At 51.0% G+C, this 18,866-nt stretch carries 18 protein-coding genes; 8 read left to right on the top strand and 10 right to left on the bottom strand.

Going from position 1 to position 18,866, the window contains the following annotated elements; all coding sequences use genetic code 11:
* Window positions 1-5: 5 nt before the first annotated feature.
* From J3B89_RS00665 to J3B89_RS00700, 8 genes are all read right to left on the bottom strand, one after another.
* The gene (locus J3B89_RS00665) at window positions 6-1,136 is read right to left on the bottom strand and encodes a DUF3570 domain-containing protein (protein ID WP_349814174.1); all 1,131 of its coding nucleotides are present in this window, start codon (window positions 1,134-1,136) and stop codon (window positions 6-8) included.
* Window positions 1,123-1,347, bottom strand: a complete 225-nt coding sequence (locus tag J3B89_RS00670) for a DUF4266 domain-containing protein (RefSeq protein ID WP_349814175.1) — start codon at window positions 1,345-1,347, stop codon at window positions 1,123-1,125. The genes J3B89_RS00665 and J3B89_RS00670 overlap by 14 nt, the downstream gene beginning before the upstream one ends.
* Complete coding sequence (locus J3B89_RS00675) at window positions 1,340-1,822, bottom strand: TlpA disulfide reductase family protein (protein ID WP_215395597.1); 483 nt, start codon at window positions 1,820-1,822, stop codon at window positions 1,340-1,342. The genes J3B89_RS00670 and J3B89_RS00675 overlap by 8 nt, the downstream gene beginning before the upstream one ends.
* A 20-nt stretch (window positions 1,823-1,842) precedes the next feature.
* Window positions 1,843-2,457: an outer membrane beta-barrel domain-containing protein gene (locus tag J3B89_RS00680; RefSeq protein ID WP_215395598.1), complete on the bottom strand. Its 615-nt coding sequence runs from the start codon at window positions 2,455-2,457 to the stop codon at window positions 1,843-1,845.
* Window positions 2,427-3,149, bottom strand: coding sequence for an outer membrane beta-barrel protein (locus tag J3B89_RS00685; protein WP_215395599.1), 723 nt, complete (start codon window positions 3,147-3,149; stop codon window positions 2,427-2,429). The genes J3B89_RS00680 and J3B89_RS00685 overlap by 31 nt, the downstream gene beginning before the upstream one ends.
* The gene (locus J3B89_RS00690) at window positions 3,150-5,762 is read right to left on the bottom strand and encodes an HzsA-related protein (protein ID WP_251372141.1); all 2,613 of its coding nucleotides are present in this window, start codon (window positions 5,760-5,762) and stop codon (window positions 3,150-3,152) included.
* A 160-nt stretch (window positions 5,763-5,922) separates the two neighbouring features.
* Window positions 5,923-6,966, bottom strand: a complete 1,044-nt coding sequence (gene recA / locus J3B89_RS00695) for a recombinase RecA (RefSeq protein WP_215396317.1) — start codon at window positions 6,964-6,966, stop codon at window positions 5,923-5,925.
* Window positions 6,967-7,028: 62 nt separating this feature from the next.
* Window positions 7,029-7,526, bottom strand: a complete 498-nt coding sequence (locus J3B89_RS00700; RefSeq protein WP_215395600.1) for a CinA family protein — start codon at window positions 7,524-7,526, stop codon at window positions 7,029-7,031.
* Window positions 7,527-7,878: 352 nt separating this feature from the next.
* Between J3B89_RS00700 and J3B89_RS00705 the strand changes: the two genes are divergently transcribed.
* From J3B89_RS00705 to J3B89_RS00725, 5 genes are all read left to right on the top strand, one after another.
* Window positions 7,879-8,574, top strand: coding sequence for a 3-keto-disaccharide hydrolase (locus J3B89_RS00705; protein ID WP_251372143.1), 696 nt, complete (start codon window positions 7,879-7,881; stop codon window positions 8,572-8,574).
* The gene (locus tag J3B89_RS00710) at window positions 8,574-10,253 is read left to right on the top strand and encodes a GMC family oxidoreductase (protein WP_215395602.1); all 1,680 of its coding nucleotides are present in this window, start codon (window positions 8,574-8,576) and stop codon (window positions 10,251-10,253) included. The genes J3B89_RS00705 and J3B89_RS00710 overlap by 1 nt, the downstream gene beginning before the upstream one ends.
* The gene (locus J3B89_RS00715; protein ID WP_215395603.1) at window positions 10,253-11,050 is read left to right on the top strand and encodes a gluconate 2-dehydrogenase subunit 3 family protein; all 798 of its coding nucleotides are present in this window, start codon (window positions 10,253-10,255) and stop codon (window positions 11,048-11,050) included. Before J3B89_RS00710 ends, J3B89_RS00715 begins: the two co-directional genes overlap by 1 nt.
* A 112-nt stretch (window positions 11,051-11,162) precedes the next feature.
* On the top strand, window positions 11,163-11,759 hold the full coding sequence (locus J3B89_RS00720; RefSeq protein WP_215395604.1) for a DUF6088 family protein: 597 nt from the start codon (window positions 11,163-11,165) through the stop codon (window positions 11,757-11,759).
* Window positions 11,752-12,831, top strand: coding sequence for a nucleotidyl transferase AbiEii/AbiGii toxin family protein (locus J3B89_RS00725; protein WP_215395605.1), 1,080 nt, complete (start codon window positions 11,752-11,754; stop codon window positions 12,829-12,831). The genes J3B89_RS00720 and J3B89_RS00725 overlap by 8 nt, the downstream gene beginning before the upstream one ends.
* Window positions 12,832-12,884: 53 nt before the next feature.
* Here J3B89_RS00725 and J3B89_RS21575 read toward each other — a convergent pair whose 3' ends face one another.
* Window positions 12,885-13,250, bottom strand: a complete 366-nt coding sequence (locus J3B89_RS21575) for a DUF2274 domain-containing protein (protein ID WP_433915360.1) — start codon at window positions 13,248-13,250, stop codon at window positions 12,885-12,887.
* A gap of 145 nt (window positions 13,251-13,395) precedes the next feature.
* Between J3B89_RS21575 and mutS the strand changes: the two genes are divergently transcribed.
* Genes mutS through J3B89_RS00745 form a run of 3 tightly spaced genes read left to right on the top strand, consistent with a single transcriptional unit; the run spans window position 13,396 to window position 17,838 of the window.
* A complete protein-coding gene (gene mutS, locus J3B89_RS00735) occupies window positions 13,396-15,969 on the top strand; it encodes a DNA mismatch repair protein MutS (RefSeq protein WP_215395607.1) in 2,574 nt (857 codons plus the stop codon).
* Between the two features lie 58 nt (window positions 15,970-16,027).
* Window positions 16,028-17,197, top strand: a complete 1,170-nt coding sequence (locus tag J3B89_RS00740) for a benzoate/H(+) symporter BenE family transporter (RefSeq protein ID WP_215395608.1) — start codon at window positions 16,028-16,030, stop codon at window positions 17,195-17,197.
* On the top strand, window positions 17,197-17,838 hold the full coding sequence (locus J3B89_RS00745; protein ID WP_215395609.1) for a GntR family transcriptional regulator: 642 nt from the start codon (window positions 17,197-17,199) through the stop codon (window positions 17,836-17,838). Before J3B89_RS00740 ends, J3B89_RS00745 begins: the two co-directional genes overlap by 1 nt.
* 27 nt (window positions 17,839-17,865) lie before the next feature.
* On the opposite strand, the gene rpoS is transcribed toward J3B89_RS00745, so the two are convergent.
* Window positions 17,866-18,858: an RNA polymerase sigma factor RpoS gene (gene rpoS / locus J3B89_RS00750; protein WP_215395610.1), complete on the bottom strand. Its 993-nt coding sequence runs from the start codon at window positions 18,856-18,858 to the stop codon at window positions 17,866-17,868.
* Between the last annotated feature and the right edge of the window lie 8 nt (window positions 18,859-18,866).

Consider the following 18,866-nt stretch of genomic DNA (forward strand, 5'->3'; position numbering starts at 1 on the left):
CCCGGTTAAAAATAAAGACTAAAAAATGCCCGCAGCACATTGGCATCCAGCCGGTATAGTGGCTCCAGGCCAACTTCAGCATCAGCGGCGGTTACATCACGGAAATTGTTGTAGCTAAAGCGGATATGGTCCCACTGCAGGTTAAGTTCGGGTTTGGCTTGTGGCCAGAAATCCCAGCCCGGCAGACGGTAACTGGCCCCTACGCCAAAAGTCCAGTTGGTAAAGTCGCTTAGCTCTTTGTCACGCGCCATAAAGTTTTGCTGGCTGGCAAAATCAAATAAGTCACGGTAAAACTCGGCCTGGCTTTGGCTGTACCAGCGTATTTTGGCATCAAACGTTAAGTGCTGGCTAAGCGGGTGCACATATTCCATCTCAGCATCCAGTGCGCGGATATCCCAGCTGTCCTGATAATGGCGCAGATTAAGGCTAAGTGCGGCGCGATAAGGTAAATACACTTTGTTTACTACAGCAACTGCCAGTGAATTACGGGTAGAGGGATACACTTCGCTTTGATAGCCATAGCCCAGCGGTTCAGTATTATCACGGTAGCGCACACTGCGATAAGGGTTATTTAAAAAGCCTTCGTCTAAATCAACCTGCACATTTAATGCGCTGATCCAACTGCGGCTAAGCACCTGGGTCCAGCTCAGTTTATAGTTGTAGCGTTTTACGCTTTCGCTAAAGCTTTCATCACCGTTGCGCCCGACGCTATCATCGCCAAGGCCAGCCTCCAGGCTAAGGGTAGTCATGCCGCCAAAAGTGTCGTGAGCTATAGCAAAAGACACCGATTTAGCGTTGTAATCGTCTTCATCACTTTGGGCATAATTGGCGCTTAAAATGCTGTTGCCAGCCAGATAATCAATACCAACACGCTTTTCATGGCGCTTTTCGGTATAAGCCGACGCTGTGGCAACTACATCAATAGAAGCACCAGATACGGTATCTATGTAGTAATAGGCCGATAATGACACGGTCTGCCCGGCTTTTTTTCGCAGCATTACCGCCGGGCCATCAATAGATACCCCCCCGCCCTGATAACTGTGGTACATCAGATCTGCCCTGTCTTCCGGCAATACTGCCGCCTGCGCTACTGAGCACATAAAACACAACAGCGCTAACAGCCTAGTTACAGCCACAACCACCGCCTCCGCTACCATTTGCGCCTTTGGCGGCTTCGCGTGAGTCCTGCACGTGGGCAACATGCTGCAAGGCCACAGGGTGTCGGCCAAACGCCATGATCGGATCGGCCAGCTTGTCGCGCTCATAGGGTTTTACCCAGGGTTCCATACCGGCACAGCCACTGAGTAACAGCAGCACTACTGCAGCGCTTAGCAAATGTCTATTCACGTAATAAACCTTTGATGTCGTCTTCATATTTTTTTTCATACCCCGGCTTGTATCCGCGGTGCACACTGCGCACCTTACCGTCTTTATCCAGTATTACAGTGGTGGGCATCGCCTCTACGCGATAGTCTTTCGACACACTGTTATCAACATCAAACAGAATAGGAAACGCTACTTGCACCTTGCTCAGATAGGCTTTGGCTGCGGCGCTGTCGTTTTCGACGTTCACACCCCATACCTGTACACCCAACATCTGGTATTTTTGCGCCAGTTTGTCCAGCGCTGGCATTTCCTGAATACAAGGGCCGCACCAGCTGGCCCAGAAGTTAACCAGCATAATGTCACCACGCTGCTCGGCTAAACGCAGGTTATTGCCATCCAGGGCCTTTAACGTAAAATCCGGTGCGATTTCTGCCTGTACTGCACCAGACAATCCAAACGCCAGTAGCAGCATGCTGCTTTGTATTAGTCGCTTCATTACTACCTCGGTATCACCCACTAGAAATACACCGCTACACCCAGAGCCAGGCTCAGGTTATGTGTGGTTTTACTGCGCGCCAGTATGGTGGTTTCAAAAATATAGTCGCTAAAGGTCAGCTCCAGTGCCAGCCAGTCGGTGGCGTATAGTCTGAACTGGCTGCCCAGTTGCAGCGCAAACACCTTATCTCCGGCAAAATCGACATTACCACCACCGGCAAATACCGACAGGCCGCTGTTCATCGCGTAGTTACGGTTTAAAAACACTTCGCCCGGCAACAACACGTAGCCGACATGAGCGCCGTAATAACGCCACTGCCGTTCGCTGTCGGTCAGTAACGGCGCTGCGCCGCTGAGCTCTTCAAACGAGGTACGGCCAGCTTTAGCCATGGCATACTCGGCGCTGAGGTAAAAGTCTTCGTTAATGTGGTAACTAAGCTGCAATGCACCCAGGGCACTGCTGCCAAAATCTTCAATATTGATCATGCCGCCACGCAGCCCCAGCAACCAGTTTTCGCTATCCAGTACGTTTTCGCTGATGCTGCTTTGGCTGATATCCGGCTCAACCTGCTGTGCAGGTGCCAGAGCAGGTGCCAGACCCAGCACTAAAAAAATACGCTGAAACCAAGTTTCCATGTGTCTATCTCTTCGTTGTCATTGCGATCAGTAACGATAACACTGCGCCGGTAACCGGCACGGGCGATAAAATTACGGCTAAGGTAGTAACGTACGCCCAACTCAGCACTGGCCAAACTGTTATTACGATCCGGTGTTTGCACCAACACGGTTCGCGGTGTGGTACGCAACACACCACCGCCAATGCCAAAATAAGGTGACCAGCGCCAGTGTGGCATTGGGCTTAAATACAGGCTTAGCTCGGCTGACAGGTTATCGGCCTGATCGCCATTAGCCTGCCCCACCGCCAGCTCAGTTTGCAGGTAAGGGCTAAACGAATACGCCAGCGACAGCTGATAAAAACTGCTGCCGTTAAAGTCGCCAAACACAAAGCCCGCTTCAAGCGAGCGCTGTTCATATTGCGCTATACGATCATCCGATACGGTAAATGTCTGCTGGTGCAGCGTTACCAGTTGCGTCAGATCAGCGCGTGCCAGCCAGTAGTGTTGCTGCTTAAACTCCACTTGCACCCAGTCGGTGCGGCGCTTATTGAGCACTAAAGCTTCGCCTTTAATGGCTACCTGCACGATCGGGTAACCGCGGCCTGGGCCGGAATGCAAATTGACAAAGTCTCCGCTTACTTTAACAGCGACTGTTTCGGCCATTAACTGCAAACTTAATACACTAAGAAGTAACATTAATAGCCGTATCATTTATTGCTCCGGCACGGCAAAAGGCGAGTTGTAGTACTGCGCACCTATATCCAGCCAGTCGGCCAGCAGTTTAAGCTCAGCGGCGGTTAAATAACCATGATGGCTGCCGGTACTAGCAAATAAACTGAAAAATGCACTGCTGCCCACTGCACTGCCAGCGCGCATAGTTGGTGTAACCGCTACTGTCACCATTACCGGAATGGGATTACCGTTATCATCAAGTACCAGATTGCCTGCGTCGTCGGTAACAAAGAGCAAATTACCGTCGGCATCGGTAGCCTGCACCAGGCGATCAACCAATACAGCCCCCACCAGCTCCTGCTCGTTATCGGCACTTAACAGTTCGCGGTAACTGCGATAATGCTCAGCCTCCAAATCAGACGGCTCTGCATCCAGCTCCAGTTGTGCTAAAGGTAGCCGGCTGTTGCCGTTAGCATCGGTTCGGCTGTGGCAGCTTACACAGGTATGATCGGCTGTCAGCTCGTTACTGTCCGGGTCGAACCGGCGCCTGTCTAACTGCCACAATGGCTGGATATGCGTTGGGTAATCTATTCTTAAGCGGCAACTGGCCAGCCACTGCGTAAAGCACTCCAGCCCGGCGGGTAAAGTTGTGGTCAGATCCTGCAGGCTGATCTGCACAGCAGCATCCGGCGCACGCCTGGCCGGGTCGGTCCAGATATCTAAATACTGCAATGCTTCGCTAAGCTCTGGTATGCCATTTAACCTGGCTGCGGTTTGCGCCATGGTTTCACCGGGCTGTGCCAGCAGTTGCGGATTAGCATTAGGGAAGGCAGCAAAACCAGTTGCTCCGGCATTAGCACTGGCAGCTTCACCTTCGCCATTTACTCTACCATGCGGCGCAGTGCTTTGGGGCGTATGGCACCCATTACAGCTAAGCCTTTCGCCGGGGCGCAACGTTATCCATTGCTGGTGCAATGCAGAAACAGCCTGACCTTCGCCATTAAGCACCGCCAGATTAAACGGCACATTGGCAGGCACTTTTACCTGCACTGAACCATCAGGTTCAACCGCTACCGTACCCAGAATTTCGCGCATCAACTGGCGGCGGCTAACACCAAAGGCAAAATCTGGTATGTCCAGCACTTCTTCCGGTGGTAAAGGCACACCACGTACTAAGCGTAAAAACCGCGCCGGGCGCTGCGTAGCATTGCTTTGCATCGGATCAGACAACCGGGCAATATCCACCTCAGCGACACCGGCAAAATCATATACGCTACGAATATCCAGCACAGCGGCGTTTTGCGCTGCCAGCTCTGCGTCCAGCAATGGATTTACCGGTAAAAAAACACCGGCAGTGTAGGGTTGCAGCACAACAGGCTCTGTTACCAATAAGCCTTCCTGCCCTGGGCGCACCGGTACCTGAGTTTGTTTTTGCGTATCAAACAGCCATAAACCGTATAAAGGTTCTGCCAGTTCCAGCACGGCGTCCTCTGCCACCTGCGCACAACTTAAGATGGTTTCTGCCTGTACCACACGACACGGTGACCAACTTACCAGGTAACGGCCGGTACCATCTTTCAGGGCGGCGTAACTGTTTACTGCTCCGGCACGTTCAGTGCGGCCGGTATTGTCAAACGTCCAGGGAAATAGCGGTGTCTGTGCTGGCATATTCAGTGTTTCACCAGCCAGAGCTTGCTCATTATCGCTGGCAAGCGCCAGTGCCACACGTTGCGGCCAGCTGTTATAATAAGGTGCGTCTACCCCGGCCAGTGCCAGAGATACCGTAGCATCATCCAGCACTATTGCTTTGGTAAATTCCACGGCTGATTGCTCTGCCCCACTGTTATGTGAGTGCCAGCCATACACCAGCTGGTTTTCGCTACCGTCTGGCCGCATGCGATACCAGTTAAACATCGAACGATCGCTTTGGTTGTCCCAGCGGCTGTATAAAATATGGCCATCATCCAGTACTACCGGATAAAGGTCGTGGCTCAGGTTAAAACTCAGTTGGCTGATATTGCTGCCGTCGGCATTCATTACATGCAGGTTAAAAACAGGCGCATTCAGATCTTCATCCAACGCCGTATATTGCGGCTTAAATTCATCTAACAAAATTTGCCGTGAAATAACCTGCCGGGTAGAACTGAAAACAATACGGCCATCAGGTAAAAAAGCCGGGCTGATATCATGACCGCGCTGCGCCAGTTGGGTATCGGTAATGAGTGGGCTAACTGTTTTACTGGCAACGTCATAACGCCATAAATCCCATTTCGGCTGCAACTCATCGGCAACATTAGGCAATTGCGGTGCACGCAGAGCAAATAGCAAGGTAGCGCCATCTGGCGAAACGGCTAAATCTTTTACATCGTATAGGGCATTTTCAGCAAACAAGCTGGCAGTAAGATCGGTTTCAGCCGACTGGGCAAACGCATTTTGCTTAAGTAACAACCGCGCGCCTGGGTTAAATGCTGAGGGGTCAAATAAATTGTTCTGATAGCGTTCATCGTCAACCAGCAATGGTCGCTCTATAAAAGCCAGTGCAATTTCCTGCACAACAGGGTCGGTGGGTTCATCCTGTACGCTGATATCTGCTTTGCATGCCACCAGCACAATACTGGCTGCGATAAGGCATAGCCTTGTTATTATTATCATTATTCTGATACCGGCTACCGTTTACTGCTTGTTTACGTTTTGGGAGCAACAAAACTGGCTAAGTCAACAGCTTATCGCTGCATGCACAACAGAGCAAGTTAAAATTAAACACAAAAAAAGCCAGCTTAAGCTGGCTTTATTAACGGCAGATGAACAACCTTTATAAGTCGGCTTCAAACGCCTCTGGTATGCTTTCTTCAATCGGTTTTTCACCAGGCTTTAACAACAGGCGGGCACGCAGCTCTTTTTCAATTTCATCAGCAACTGGTTGGTTATCTGCCAAAAACTTCATCGCATTAGCTTTACCCTGGCCAATTTTATTGCCCTGATAGGCATACCAGGCACCGGCTTTATCCACCAGCCCCTGAGCTACACCTAAGTCGATTAACTCGCCCAATTTATTAATACCAGCACCGTACTGAATAATAAATTCTGCCTGTTTAAACGGCGGTGCTACCTTATTTTTTACCACTTTGACGCGGGTTTCGTTACCGGTGATTTCATCACCTTCTTTTACCGAGCCAATACGGCGGATATCTAAACGCACTGAAGCATAAAATTTTAGTGCATTACCACCAGTAGTTGTTTCCGGGTTACCAAACATTACACCAATTTTCATGCGTATTTGGTTAATAAAAATACATAAGGTATTTGAGCGCTTAATATTAGCCGTTAGTTTACGCAGTGCCTGTGACATCAGACGGGCTTGTAAGCCCATATGGCTGTCGCCCATATCACCTTCAATTTCAGCTTTTGGTGTTAAGGCAGCTACCGAATCGACAATCACCACATCAACAGCAGCAGAGCGCACTAACATGTCACAAATTTCCAGCGCCTGCTCACCGGTATCCGGCTGAGATACCAGCAGTTGATCAACATTAACACCCAGTTTTTTTGCATACACCGGATCGAGCGCGTGTTCTGCATCAATAAAAGCACAGGTTTTGCCAGCCTTTTGCGCCTCTGCAATCACCTGTAAAGTTAAGGTTGTTTTACCCGATGACTCCGGGCCATAAATTTCAACAATACGGCCATAAGGTAAACCGCCAATGCCAAGTGCAATATCCAGCCCCAGAGAACCGGTTGATACGGCAGCAATATCCAGCGCGGTGCTGTCACCCAAACGCATAATAGAACCTTTGCCGAACTGGCGTTCAATTTGACCTAAGGCAGCAGCAAGCGCTTTTTGTTTGTTGTCGTCCATTTTTATATCCATGGTTGAGCCGGGTTTGCCGGGCAATTAACACTGTATGCTCGTACAGTAGTCTAGTTTGCTAAAGCTGTCAACAGTTCAATGCTTTGTTTGAGGGCATAATCGATAGCTTGCTGGCGTACCTGCTGACGGTCACCGGCAAATACCAGATGGCTGCTGGCCACATTACCATTAAGGTAAAAACCAAAACATACTGTGCCTACCGGCTTATATACCGAACCGCCATCCGGCCCGGCAATGCCAGACACAGCTATGGCCATATCAGCCCCTGCTGCTTTAGCCGCACCTTCAGCCATTTCACGCACAGTTTCTTCACTTACCGCACCAAATTGCAGCAAGGTAGCGCTACGCACGGCCAGTAGTTGTTGCTTGGCTTTATTGCTGTAGGTGATAAAACCGCGGTCAACATAGGCCGAACTACCTGGCACCGCAGTTAACCAATAGCCAATACCACCGCCGGTACAGGATTCCGCAGTGGTAACCGACCATTTTTTTTGTATCAGTAACTGCCCAAGCTTTGCTGCCAGCATCATACTGTCTGCGGTTGTCATAATTCACCCACGCCATAAAAAGTAGCTGCTATTATGCCGCCAGAACCGAAAACGGAGCAAGTACCGCCTGGCTATACTGTAAGCAGCCCACGCCCTTATCTGCGGCCAACAAAATGTAACGGATTACATTTTCGATTATCAGGCCTCGCGGTATAAAACCGGCCTGATTAATGGTGAATTTATGCGCACACAGCAGCATTTATCGAGTTTTTACACTAAAAAAGCGCTGTGCTTTTATCGAATTCTGCTTTTATTTTGTGGCAGTTTGCACTATAACAGCAAACACAATGATATCGGTTACATTGAAACGACACTTATAATAAAAACCACTGGCAACAAGAGGAGAACGACCTTGAAGATCAGACATCAACTTTACGCCCTGCTGCTAACGCTTGGCAGCTTTAGCGCACTCGCGTCGGATAATCAGTTAACCGCACAAGAGCAACAGGATGGCTGGCAACTGCTGTTTGACGGCAAAGATCTGTCGCAGTGGCGTAACTTTAAACAGGAAGGGTTAAGCGATAAGTGGGTAGTTGAAAATGGCACGATTAAGCTAACCGGTGGAGGCGGCGGTGATATTCTGACTAAAGCCCAGTATCAGGATTTTGACCTTAAGCTGGATTGGAAAATCGCCGAAGGCGGTAATAGCGGCATTTTTATTCTGGCAGATGAAACCGGCAGCCAGATTTACTCACATGCGCCGGAAATTCAGATCCTTGATAACGAGCGCCACCCCGATAACAAGCTGGCAAACCATTTATCCGGTTCGTTGTACGACATGATAGCCTCTCCGGCAGCCTCACATAAAGTCGCAGGTGAGTGGAATCAGGTACGTATCCGGCTGGAAAAAAACCAGCTAACCATCTGGCAAAACGACGTAAAGGCAGTATCGGTAGAGCTTCACAGCAAAGAGTGGCAGCAATTGGTCGCCGCCAGCAAGTTTGCCAACTGGCCTGGCTTTGCTGCCAACAGCCGCGGCCATATTGGTTTGCAGGATCACGGTGATGTGGTGTGGTTTAAAAATCTGAAAATTAAAGAGCTGAACTGATGAACGATTTTGCCTATGACGTATTGGTTGTCGGCTCAGGCGCCGGCGGTGCCATGGCCGCTTATGAATTAACCCGGCAAGGCCACAAAGTGCTGTTGCTGGAAGCGGGCCGCAATTACGACCCGAAAACAGAAACTCCGATGTTCAGGCCCAACTCAGCCGCACCGCTGATGGGTACATCCACCCCGGATAAAGACTTCGGTTTTTACGACTCTACCGTAGATGGTGGCTGGCAGGTGCCGAACGAGCCTTATACCACAGCCGAAGGCTCAGACTTTTTGTGGTGGCGCGCCAGGATGCTGGGAGGCCGCACCAACCACTGGGGCCGCTATTCGCTGCGTTTTAGCGAACATGATTTTAAAGGCAAAAGCCGGGATGGCCTGGGTGCCGACTGGCCTTTTACCTATGACGACATCGCCCCCTGGTACGACAAAACTGAAGCTTTAGTTGGCGTTTGCGGCACCAATACCGGCCTGGATGATATGCCCCCATCATCTGAAGGGGTGTTACAACCGCCTCCCCCGCCACGGATACCAGAATTACTGATAGCTGCTGCGGCAAAAAAACACGGTATTACCGCGGTGCCAATGCACCGTGCCGTACTGACTAAACCGCTGGATAACCGTGCCGCCTGCTTTTATGCCACGCCCTGCGGTTATGGTTGCTCGATCGGTGCCGCTTTTCAAACCACTACGTCACTGCTGCCGATGGCACAGGCAACCGGTAATCTGCGGATTATTACCGATGCGATGGTAAAAACGGTTACCGTTGATGCGCAGGGTAAAGTTACCGGTATCAGTTATATTGACAAAAAAACCGCCACTGAACAGCAACTCAGTGCAAAAGTGGTGATCCTGGCAGCCAGTGCCTGTGAATCAGCCCGCATTTTACTCAATTCAAAAAGCGCCCATCACCCAAACGGCCTGGCCAACTCAAGCGGCCAGGTTGGCCGCAACCTGATGGACTCTACCGGCGCTGGCTTGTCTGCACTGGTACCGGCACTAATGGACCGGCCACGTTACAACGAAGACGGCCATACTGCCAACCATTTGTTTATTCCGTGGTGGGGCCACAAAGCGCAGGCGAATAAAGAACTGGATTTCCCGCGTGGTTATCACTTTGAACTTGGTGGCCGCTTTGGTGAACCGGGTGCTTATGTCAGCGGTAACCTGCAAGGTTATGGCACTTCGCTAAAACAGCAGGTACGTGCCCATTACGGTGCTTACGTTTCATTTGCACTGCGCGGTGAAATGTTGCCAAACGAACATTGCTATATGGACATCGACCCCCAGGTAACAGACAAATGGGGCATTCCTGTGGCACGTTTTCACTGGCAATGGTCTGAGCACGAGCTTAAGCAGGTCGAGCATGGCCTGAAAACCGCCAAAGCCATTCTGGAAACTATGGGCGCAACAGTTGGCGAATTGCCTGCTGCAAAAGATGCCATCAGAAAAGGCGGCGAAATTATTCATGAAGTGGGCACCACGCGGATGGGCAGCTCAAGCAAAGACTCGGTAACTAACCAATGGGGGCAAAGCTGGGATTGTCCGAACCTGTTTGTCATGGACGGTGGCGTTTTTGCTTCTAACCCGCATAAAAACTGTACCCTGACCATTATGACACTGGCAATGCGTAACAGCGCCTGGCTGGCTGAGCAGTTAACAGCGGGGAAACTATAATGCAAAAACCTACCCTGATATCAAACCAAAACACTGCCGAACATGGCGACAGCCTCTCTTCGGTTTATACCAACCATTTAAGCCGTCGTGATTCGCTAAAACTGCTGGCCGCACTGGCCGCCAGTGCCATGCTACCCGCCCTGGCGGGGTGTGAGCCAACCCCCGTGGCAAAAACAGCCAGCGGTACCACAAGCACAGAACACTGGCCGGAGCTAAAGCTGCAACCCATAACCGCCAAGGGTTACGGTAAAGATCCAAACCTGATTATGCCACCTGAAGCCCCCTGGCCATTAACACTAACACCTGCTCAACTATCACTGGTGGCGTTATTGTCAGATATTATCGTGCCGCAGGAAGGCCAGTCACCGTCAGCTTCGGCAGTGCAGGTACCCTCAGTAATTGATGAATGGGTTAGCGCGCCTTATCCCAGCCAGCAGCGGGACAGGCTAACTATTCTATCGGCACTGGCCTGGCTGGACGATGAAGCCACTCTGCGTTTTTCCAAGCCGTTCACGACACTTGGCACAACACAGCAGCTGGCCATCATTGACGATATTGCCTACGACAACGAACAAACCCCACAACAGTTCCAACGTATTGCTAAAGCCTTCGCCCGGCTGCGCAACCTGGTACTGGCAGCTTATTTCTGTACGCCGGAAGGCATTAAAGATATCGGTTATATGGGTAATGTTCCCATCGCCGGCGCCTACCCCGGCCCAACGCCAGAGGCATACAGCCATTTAAATAAAACACTGGCAGAACTGGGGCTTAGTGACTTTGCTTATCCGGTAAGTTAAGCCTTAGTCAGCGTCTGTTTAACTTAGCTCCCTGATCGCACAGACAGGGAGCTTTTTTACTTTCACGATGTCAGAAACTGGCATATACTTTCTCTCATATAGAGAGGTGACCATGAACACACTGCCAGAGACCATTCTTCAAGAAGCACTATCCCTCCCCGAGGGAGGCGTGCTATCGCCTAAAGAATTTTTGCATCTGGGAAGCAGGTCCGCCGTAGATCAGGCATTCTCTCGCCTTGCCAGGATGGGCAAACTACTGCGCGTGGCGCGCGGTACATACTCTGTTCCGGTGTCCAGCCGGTTCGGCCAGCGTGCGCCTGCTGTTGAAAAGCTCATAAAAGCGCTGGCTGAGCAAAGTGGTGAAATCGTTGTCCCGCACGGCGCCAATTCTGCCAATGCCCTTGGGCTGACGCAGCAGGTACCTATTCGTGAGGTTTATCTGACCTCAGGAAAAACCCGGAAATTGCAGCTTGGCCGCTCGGAAGTGCTGCTCAAGCATGCTCCCCGCTGGATGCTGGCGCTCGGTGCGCGACCGGCCGGAGCAGCGATACGGGCACTGGCATGGATTGGACAGACACATGCCAAAACATCCCTGACTTCGCTCCATCGCACTCTGCCAGCATCCGAGTGGCAGGCACTTATTCAGGCTCGCGCAACATTACCCGGCTGGATGGCTCAAGCCATAGGTAAAGAAGCCGCCCGTGCCTGAATACTTCTTCGATCTGAGCAAGCAAGATCAACACGATGCGTTGGAGCAAGGGCGTGCTGAAACCGGCCGCCCTTCCCATCTGCTCGAAAAGGATCTATGGGTGGTGTGGACTCTGCGCGCCCTGTTCGAGTCACCAGTGTCGGGTGATCTCACCTTCAAAGGCGGCACGTCATTATCAAAGGTCTATAAAGTTATTGACCGTTTCTCCGAAGATATCGACCTGACCTACAATATTCGCAAACTTATCCCGGATTTAATCGGTGAAGGTGGGGAATTGCCTGCCAGCCGCAGTCAGGCTGATAAATGGACACAAGCTGTGCGGCACCGGCTACCGGGCTGGATCGAGGAAAATGTGCAGCCGGTGATTCAGGAAGCCCTGGTCCGTGAAGGTCTGGACGCCCGGCTCAAACTCGGAGGGCCAGGGAAGGATAAGTTATTCCTGCACTACCCTGCCCTGACAAAAGGCACCGGGTATATAGCACCCACCATTACACTGGAGTTTGGTGGCCGTGCCACAGGCGAGCCACATCAGGCATTTCAGGTTTCCTGCGACATTGCAGACTATTTGCCTGACGTGTCCTTCCCTACCGCATCGCCGCTGGTGATGAGTGTCGCTCGCACTTTTTGGGAAAAAGCCACGTCCATACACGTCTTCTGTGCACAAGGCCGCATTCGCAGCGAACGCTATGCACGGCACTGGCACGACCTGGTGGCAATCGCTCGAAGCCCTTATTTCGCAACAGTACTTGCTGATCACCAAGTGGCAACGGATGTCGCCCGCCATAAATCACTATTTTTTATCGAAAAAGACTCAGATGGCCAAGTGATCGACTATGCAGCCGCGACCACCGGACAATTAAAAATCGTCCCAGAGGGCGAAGCCAAGGCTGCACTTGAAAAGGACTATGCGGCCATGCTGGCCGATGAAGTGATGGTTGGCAATGCTTTGCCCTTCGACAGGTTACTGGAAATATGTTCAGACCTTGAGACCAAGATCAATCGCCATACCATAGTCCATAATAACAACGATATAAACTCAGAGATTCAGTCTTCTGGACTTCACACTAATTAGGTAAACAAAAACCACGCAACAAGCTGCGTGGTCGAGGGATGGTCAACTTGACGTCAGGGATGCGCTTTCGCAATTCTACCCTTCCTAAACCCCCGATCCCGAGTCATAAACGCTTCCAGCATGTGCGGGATCAGTGTGACTGCATCAACCGGCTCACCGTAGGTTTGCGCATGCAGCGCGGCGTAGCGATCGAGGTCAGCCTTCAGGTCGGCGGGACATGCGAATGTCAACTTAACGGTTTCACTTTTGGGTAGCGGCCCGAGCAACAGTTTGTTTGTGCCCATTGCAAGGTTCGCCTGTTGAAGAACATCGGCTGATAAGGCCGCAGTACCAGATCCCGGTTGACGATGATGCCGTACCGGCAGACCGATTGAGTTGAAAGGATTCGTTATCTGACAAGAAAATTTAGATTTATTCAAATAATCGTAGCCAAACTACGATAACTACAACTTTTCTAAATATTTATCACCTACCACATACAATCACAGGCGCACACGCACTAAAAAACTTCTGTTATAATCCCCGGCTTTATCATCGCTAACGGCCGCGGATAAGAACACTGGTATGACTATTATTAAAGACCTGTCTTCTCATACTCCCATGATGCAGCAGTATCTGGGGTTAAAAAGTGAACACCCCGACATTTTGCTGTTTTACCGCATGGGTGACTTTTACGAACTGTTTTACGACGATGCCAAACGCGCAGCGGCACTGCTGGATATTTCACTGACCAAGCGCGGCCAGAGCGCCGGTACACCAATCCCGATGGCGGGCGTGCCTTATCATGCAGTAGAAAATTATTTAGCCCGTTTGGTACAGCTGGGCGAATCTGTGGCAATTTGTGAGCAAATTGGCGACCCGGCCACCAGTAAAGGCCCGGTTGAGCGCAAAGTTGTGCGCATTGTTACCCCCGGCACTGTTACCGATGAAGCCCTGTTAAATGAGCGGCAGGATAATTTACTTTGTGCTATCAGCCAGTTACGCGGCCAATATGGTTTAGCACAGTTGGATTTAAGCAGTGGCCGTTTTTTGCTGAATCAGGTAGACAATATTGATGATTTAGCCGCGCTGCTGCAGCGTTTAAACCCGGCAGAACTGTTGTATCCGGAAGATTTCGCCGACAGTTATCTGATAGAAAAACGTAAAGGCGTACGCCGTCGCCCGGTGTGGGAATTTGAGCTGGCCACCGCTAAACGCCTATTGTGCCAGCAGTTTGCTACTAAAGATTTACTCAGTTTTGGTGTAGATGAAGCACCGGTAGCGCTGATGGCCGCCGGTTGTGTAATGCAATATGTTAAAGACACCCAACGCGCAGCGCTGCCGCATATCCGTGCCGTGGCGCTGGAGCGCTCACAGGATAATATCGTGCTGGACGCCGCTACCCGGCGTAATCTGGAACTAACACAAAACTTAGCCGGCAACTACGAACATACGCTGGCCGCCGTGCTGGACCGCAGCCAAACTGCGATGGGATCACGCCAGCTAAAACGCTGGATCCATGCGCCATTGCGTGATCAGGCCCGGGTTAATGCCCGGTTGGATGCAGTAACTGAGCTCAATACTGAATATGAGCAGTTGCAACCACTATTAAAGCAAATTGGCGATATTGAGCGGGTTATTGCCCGTTTAGCGCTGCGCAGTGCCCGCCCGCGTGACTTTGCCCGCCTGCGCCAGGCGCTGCAGCAATTACCGGTATTAGCACCGCAGCTGTCACCACTTAGCAGTGCTTTACTGCAACAAATCAGCCTGGCTGCCCAGCCGCTGCCACAGCTATGTACGTTGTTAGAGCAGGCTATTGTGGAAACGCCGCCGGTGTTGATCCGCGATGGCGGTGTTATTGCACCAGGCTACCATGCTGAACTGGACCAATGGCGCGCTTTAGCTACCGGTGCCACCGATTATTTAGAGCAACTGGAACAGCGCGAGCGTGAGCGCACCGGTATTGCGTCGCTGAAAGTGGGCTTTAACCGTATTCATGGTTACTACATTGAAACCGGCCGCAGTGCCGATACTAAAGTACCGCCGGAATATGTGCGTCGCCAGACACTGAAAAACAACGAGCGTTACATTATTCCTGAGCTAAAAGAGTACGAAGACAAAGTACTTGGCAGCCAGAGCAAAGCCTTAGCACTGGAAAAACAGCTGTATGAGCAACTATTTGAACTAACCGCGCCGTTTTTGGCGCAATTACAACAACTGGCGCAGGCACTGGCCGAACTGGATGTATTGTGTACTTTTGCCGAACGGGCAGACAGCCTGAACTACTGCCGGCCACAGCTTAACAACCAAACCGGCATAGTGTTGCAGCAGGCACGGCATCCGGTGGTAGAGCAGGTGTTAACCGAACCCTTTATTGCCAACCCGCTGCATTTACACCAGCAACGCCGTATGCTGATGATTACCGGGCCAAATATGGGCGGTAAATCTACCTATATGCGCCAAACCGCACTGATTGTACTAATGGCCTATATCGGCTGTTTTGTACCGGCAGACAGCGCCCAGATTGGCCCGATAGACCGTATTTTTACCCGTATTGGCGCTTCAGATGATCTGGCCTCCGGCCGCTCTACTTTTATGGTAGAGATGACTGAAACCGCAACAATTTTGCACCACGCCACCGAGCACAGCCTGGTACTGATGGACGAAATTGGCCGTGGTACCAGTACTTACGATGGTTTAAGTTTAGCCTGGGCCTGTGCGGATTATCTGGCAACCAAAATTAAAGCCTTAACCCTGTTTGCCACCCACTACTTTGAACTGACTGAACTGGCAGAGCAATTGCCGGGGCTGGCTAATGTGCATCTGGACGCGGTAGAGCATGGCGACAACATAGTATTTATGCACCACGTGCAGGACGGCGCCGCCAGCAAAAGCTTTGGCTTGCAGGTAGCCCAACTGGCCGGGGTGCCTAGAGCGGTTATTAAGCAGGCGCGGCATAAACTTTCTGAGCTGGAGCAACATGGCAGCACAGCATCGGTAAAAGCAGCAGTAAAAACAGCGCCAACAGTGATACCACCGCAACTTAGCCTGCTGGAAACCGAACACCCGGTAGTAGAGCAACTGCGCGATATTAACCCGGATGATTTAACCGCCCGGCAGGCACTGGAGTTGTTGTATCAATTAAAACAACAACTGTAGCTTGACAAAAAATGTATACATTTTAAATTAGGTATACTTTTTTAGTTTGAGTTAACTTATGTCAATTAAAGATCTTAGCCTGTCGGCCATAGTGGCAGGGTTTGTGGCCGTTCTGGTCGGCTTTGCCAGTTCAGTAGCCATTGTATTGCAAGCTGCGGCGGCGGCAGGTGCCACGCAGGAGATAATGGCATCCTGGCTGCTGGCGCTAGGTATTGGTATGGCGGCTACCTGTATTGGTTTGTCCTGGTATTACAAAGCCCCTGTTATTACTGCCTGGTCTACCCCCGGTGCCGCGCTTTTAGCTACCAGTCTGCAAGGCTTAACCATTAATGAAGCGGTAGGTGTATTTATATTTACCGCGGCACTTGGCGTTATTATTGGCCTTAGCGGTTGGTTTGATAAGTTAACCCGGCTTATTCCACTGCCACTGGCCAGCGCCATGCTGGCGGGCATTTTGCTGCAATTTGGCTTAAGCATTTTTACCTCACTGCAAAGCCAGTTATTGCTGGTTGGCCTTATGTGCATCAGCTATTTGCTGGCCAAACGCTTTATGCCGCGCTATGCCATTTTATGGGTACTGCTAGCCGGGCTGCTGTGTGTAGTGGTGCAGGGGCAGTTTAATTACAGTGCCGTTACGCTAAGTTTAACCACACCGGTATGGGTAACACCGCATTGGTCACTCAGCGCCCTACTCGGTGTTGGCCTGCCACTGCTGTTGGTTACCATGGCATCACAGAATATTCCCGGTGTGGCGGTGATCCGTACCAGTGGTTATCAAACGCCGGTGTCACCGCTTATCAGCAGCACAGCTCTATCAACCTTACTGCTGGCACCCTGGGGCGCTTTTTCCATTAATCTGGCGGCCATTACTGCGGCTATTTGCACCGGCACTGAAGCGCACCCCGACAAAGATAAACGTTATATTGCCGGTATAGCTGCCGGTGTATTTTACCTGCTGGCCGGGCTGGCCGGTGCCACTGTGGTGGCGCTATTTGCGGCTTTTCCTAAAGAAATGATTGCGGCACTCGCTGGCCTGGCATTACTGGGCACCATTGGCGCGAATCTGGCCGTAGCTACTGCAGAGGGTGAGCACCGCGAAGCGGCCGTCGTTACCCTGCTGGTTACAGCCAGCGGTGTGAGTTTTTTTGGTGTTGCCGCTGCATTCTGGGGCATTATTGCCGGTGGTTTAACCCTGCTGATCATTAATGGCCTGCGACGGAGCCACTGATGCTGAAAAAACATCAGCTATATAACGAGCTAAAACAAGATATTCAGTTGCAATGCTGGGCGGCAGGATCAGTGCTTACCCAGCAACAACTGGCAGAGTATTATGGTGTAAGCCGTATAGTGGTGCGCGATGTACAACAGGCATTATTAAGCGAAGGCTGGCTGGAGCCACATGGCAAAGCCGGTATGCAGGTACCGGGCTTTAGTGCTACCGAAGCACAAGAGCTGTGTTTGTTACGTTTACAGTTGGAACCGCTGGCACTACAACTGGCCGCTGCCAATATGAGTTTCAGCCAACTGGGTCAGGCCGAAGACTTACTGGCCTATATTGCAGCGAATAAAAGCCTGGCACCTTATCAACGCGGAGAACTCAACTGGCAGTTCCACCGCCTGCTATATCAAAGCTGTGCCAAACCACATTTACTGCGCTTGCTGGACCAACTGCATCAACAGGTATCACGCTATCTGGGATATCAGGAGCAAGCACTGGCCTATGCCGACACCAGTGCTGCCGAACACGCCGAACTACTGACTTTATTACGCCGTGGTGACACAGAGCAAGCCGGTAAATTGCTTGTACGCCATATTACCGAGGCAGGTAACTTGCTGGTGCAGTTTCTGCAAAAACAACAAGGCGCCTGATAGCGCCTTGTTTGGTTTTAAGCAGGTTTAATCCTGAAACAGGGTTTCTATATTCAGCCCCTGATGCGTCACAATTTCACGTAAACGCCGCAGCGCTTCAACCTGAATTTGCCGTACCCGCTCCCGGGTTAAACCTATTTCATGGCCAACATCTTCAAGTGTAGAAGGCTCATAGCCAAGCAAACCAAAACGCCGCGCCAGCACTTCACGCTGCTTTGGGTTTAGCTCATTCAGCCACACCACTAAGTGCTGACGAATATCTTCATCCTGCAACTCAGTTTCCGGCCCCAGCTCTTTTTCATCAGCGATAACATCAAGCAACTGCTTTTCAGATGAACCCGCGACAGGCGTATCTACCGAGGTTATTTTTTCATTTAACTTCAGCATTTTCCGCACTTCTTCTACCGGCCTGTCCAGCGCACTGGCAATTTCCTCCGGTGTTGGTTCATGATCCAGCTTTTGCGATAACTCCCTTGCTGCACGCAGGTATATGTTCAGCTCTTTCACCACATGAATGGGCAGGCGGATAGTACGGGTTTGGTTCATAATGGCGCGTTCTATGGTCTGGCGGATCCACCAGGTGGCATAGGTTGAAAAACGGAAACCGCGTTCGGGATCAAATTTTTCTACCGCACGGATCAGGCCCAGGTTACCTTCTTCGATTAAATCCAGTAATGCTAAACCACGGTTAATATAGCGGCGGGCAATTTTAACGACTAAGCGTAAATTGCTTTCTATCATACGCTTACGTGCTGCCTGATCGCCTTTTAATGCCAAGCGGGAGAAATATACCTCTTCTTCAGCAGACAACAATGGCGAAAACCCTATTTCCCCCAGATAAATTTGTGTTGCATCCATAGTTTTATGGCTGTCATCACGGGCAAAAACATCTTCAGCCACACTTTCTTCAGCGGTTAACTCGGCCGCATCCGGCTCTGCATCATCTTCCAGCAACGCAGCATCGTCTATCAGTTCATCTTCTTTAAAATCTAAAACGTCGTCGTCACTCTTTTGTCCCATATCCTTTC

Origin of the sequence: Rheinheimera oceanensis (assembly GCF_018831085.1) — a bacterium.
Lineage (GTDB): Bacteria > Pseudomonadota > Gammaproteobacteria > Enterobacterales > Alteromonadaceae > Alishewanella > Alishewanella oceanensis.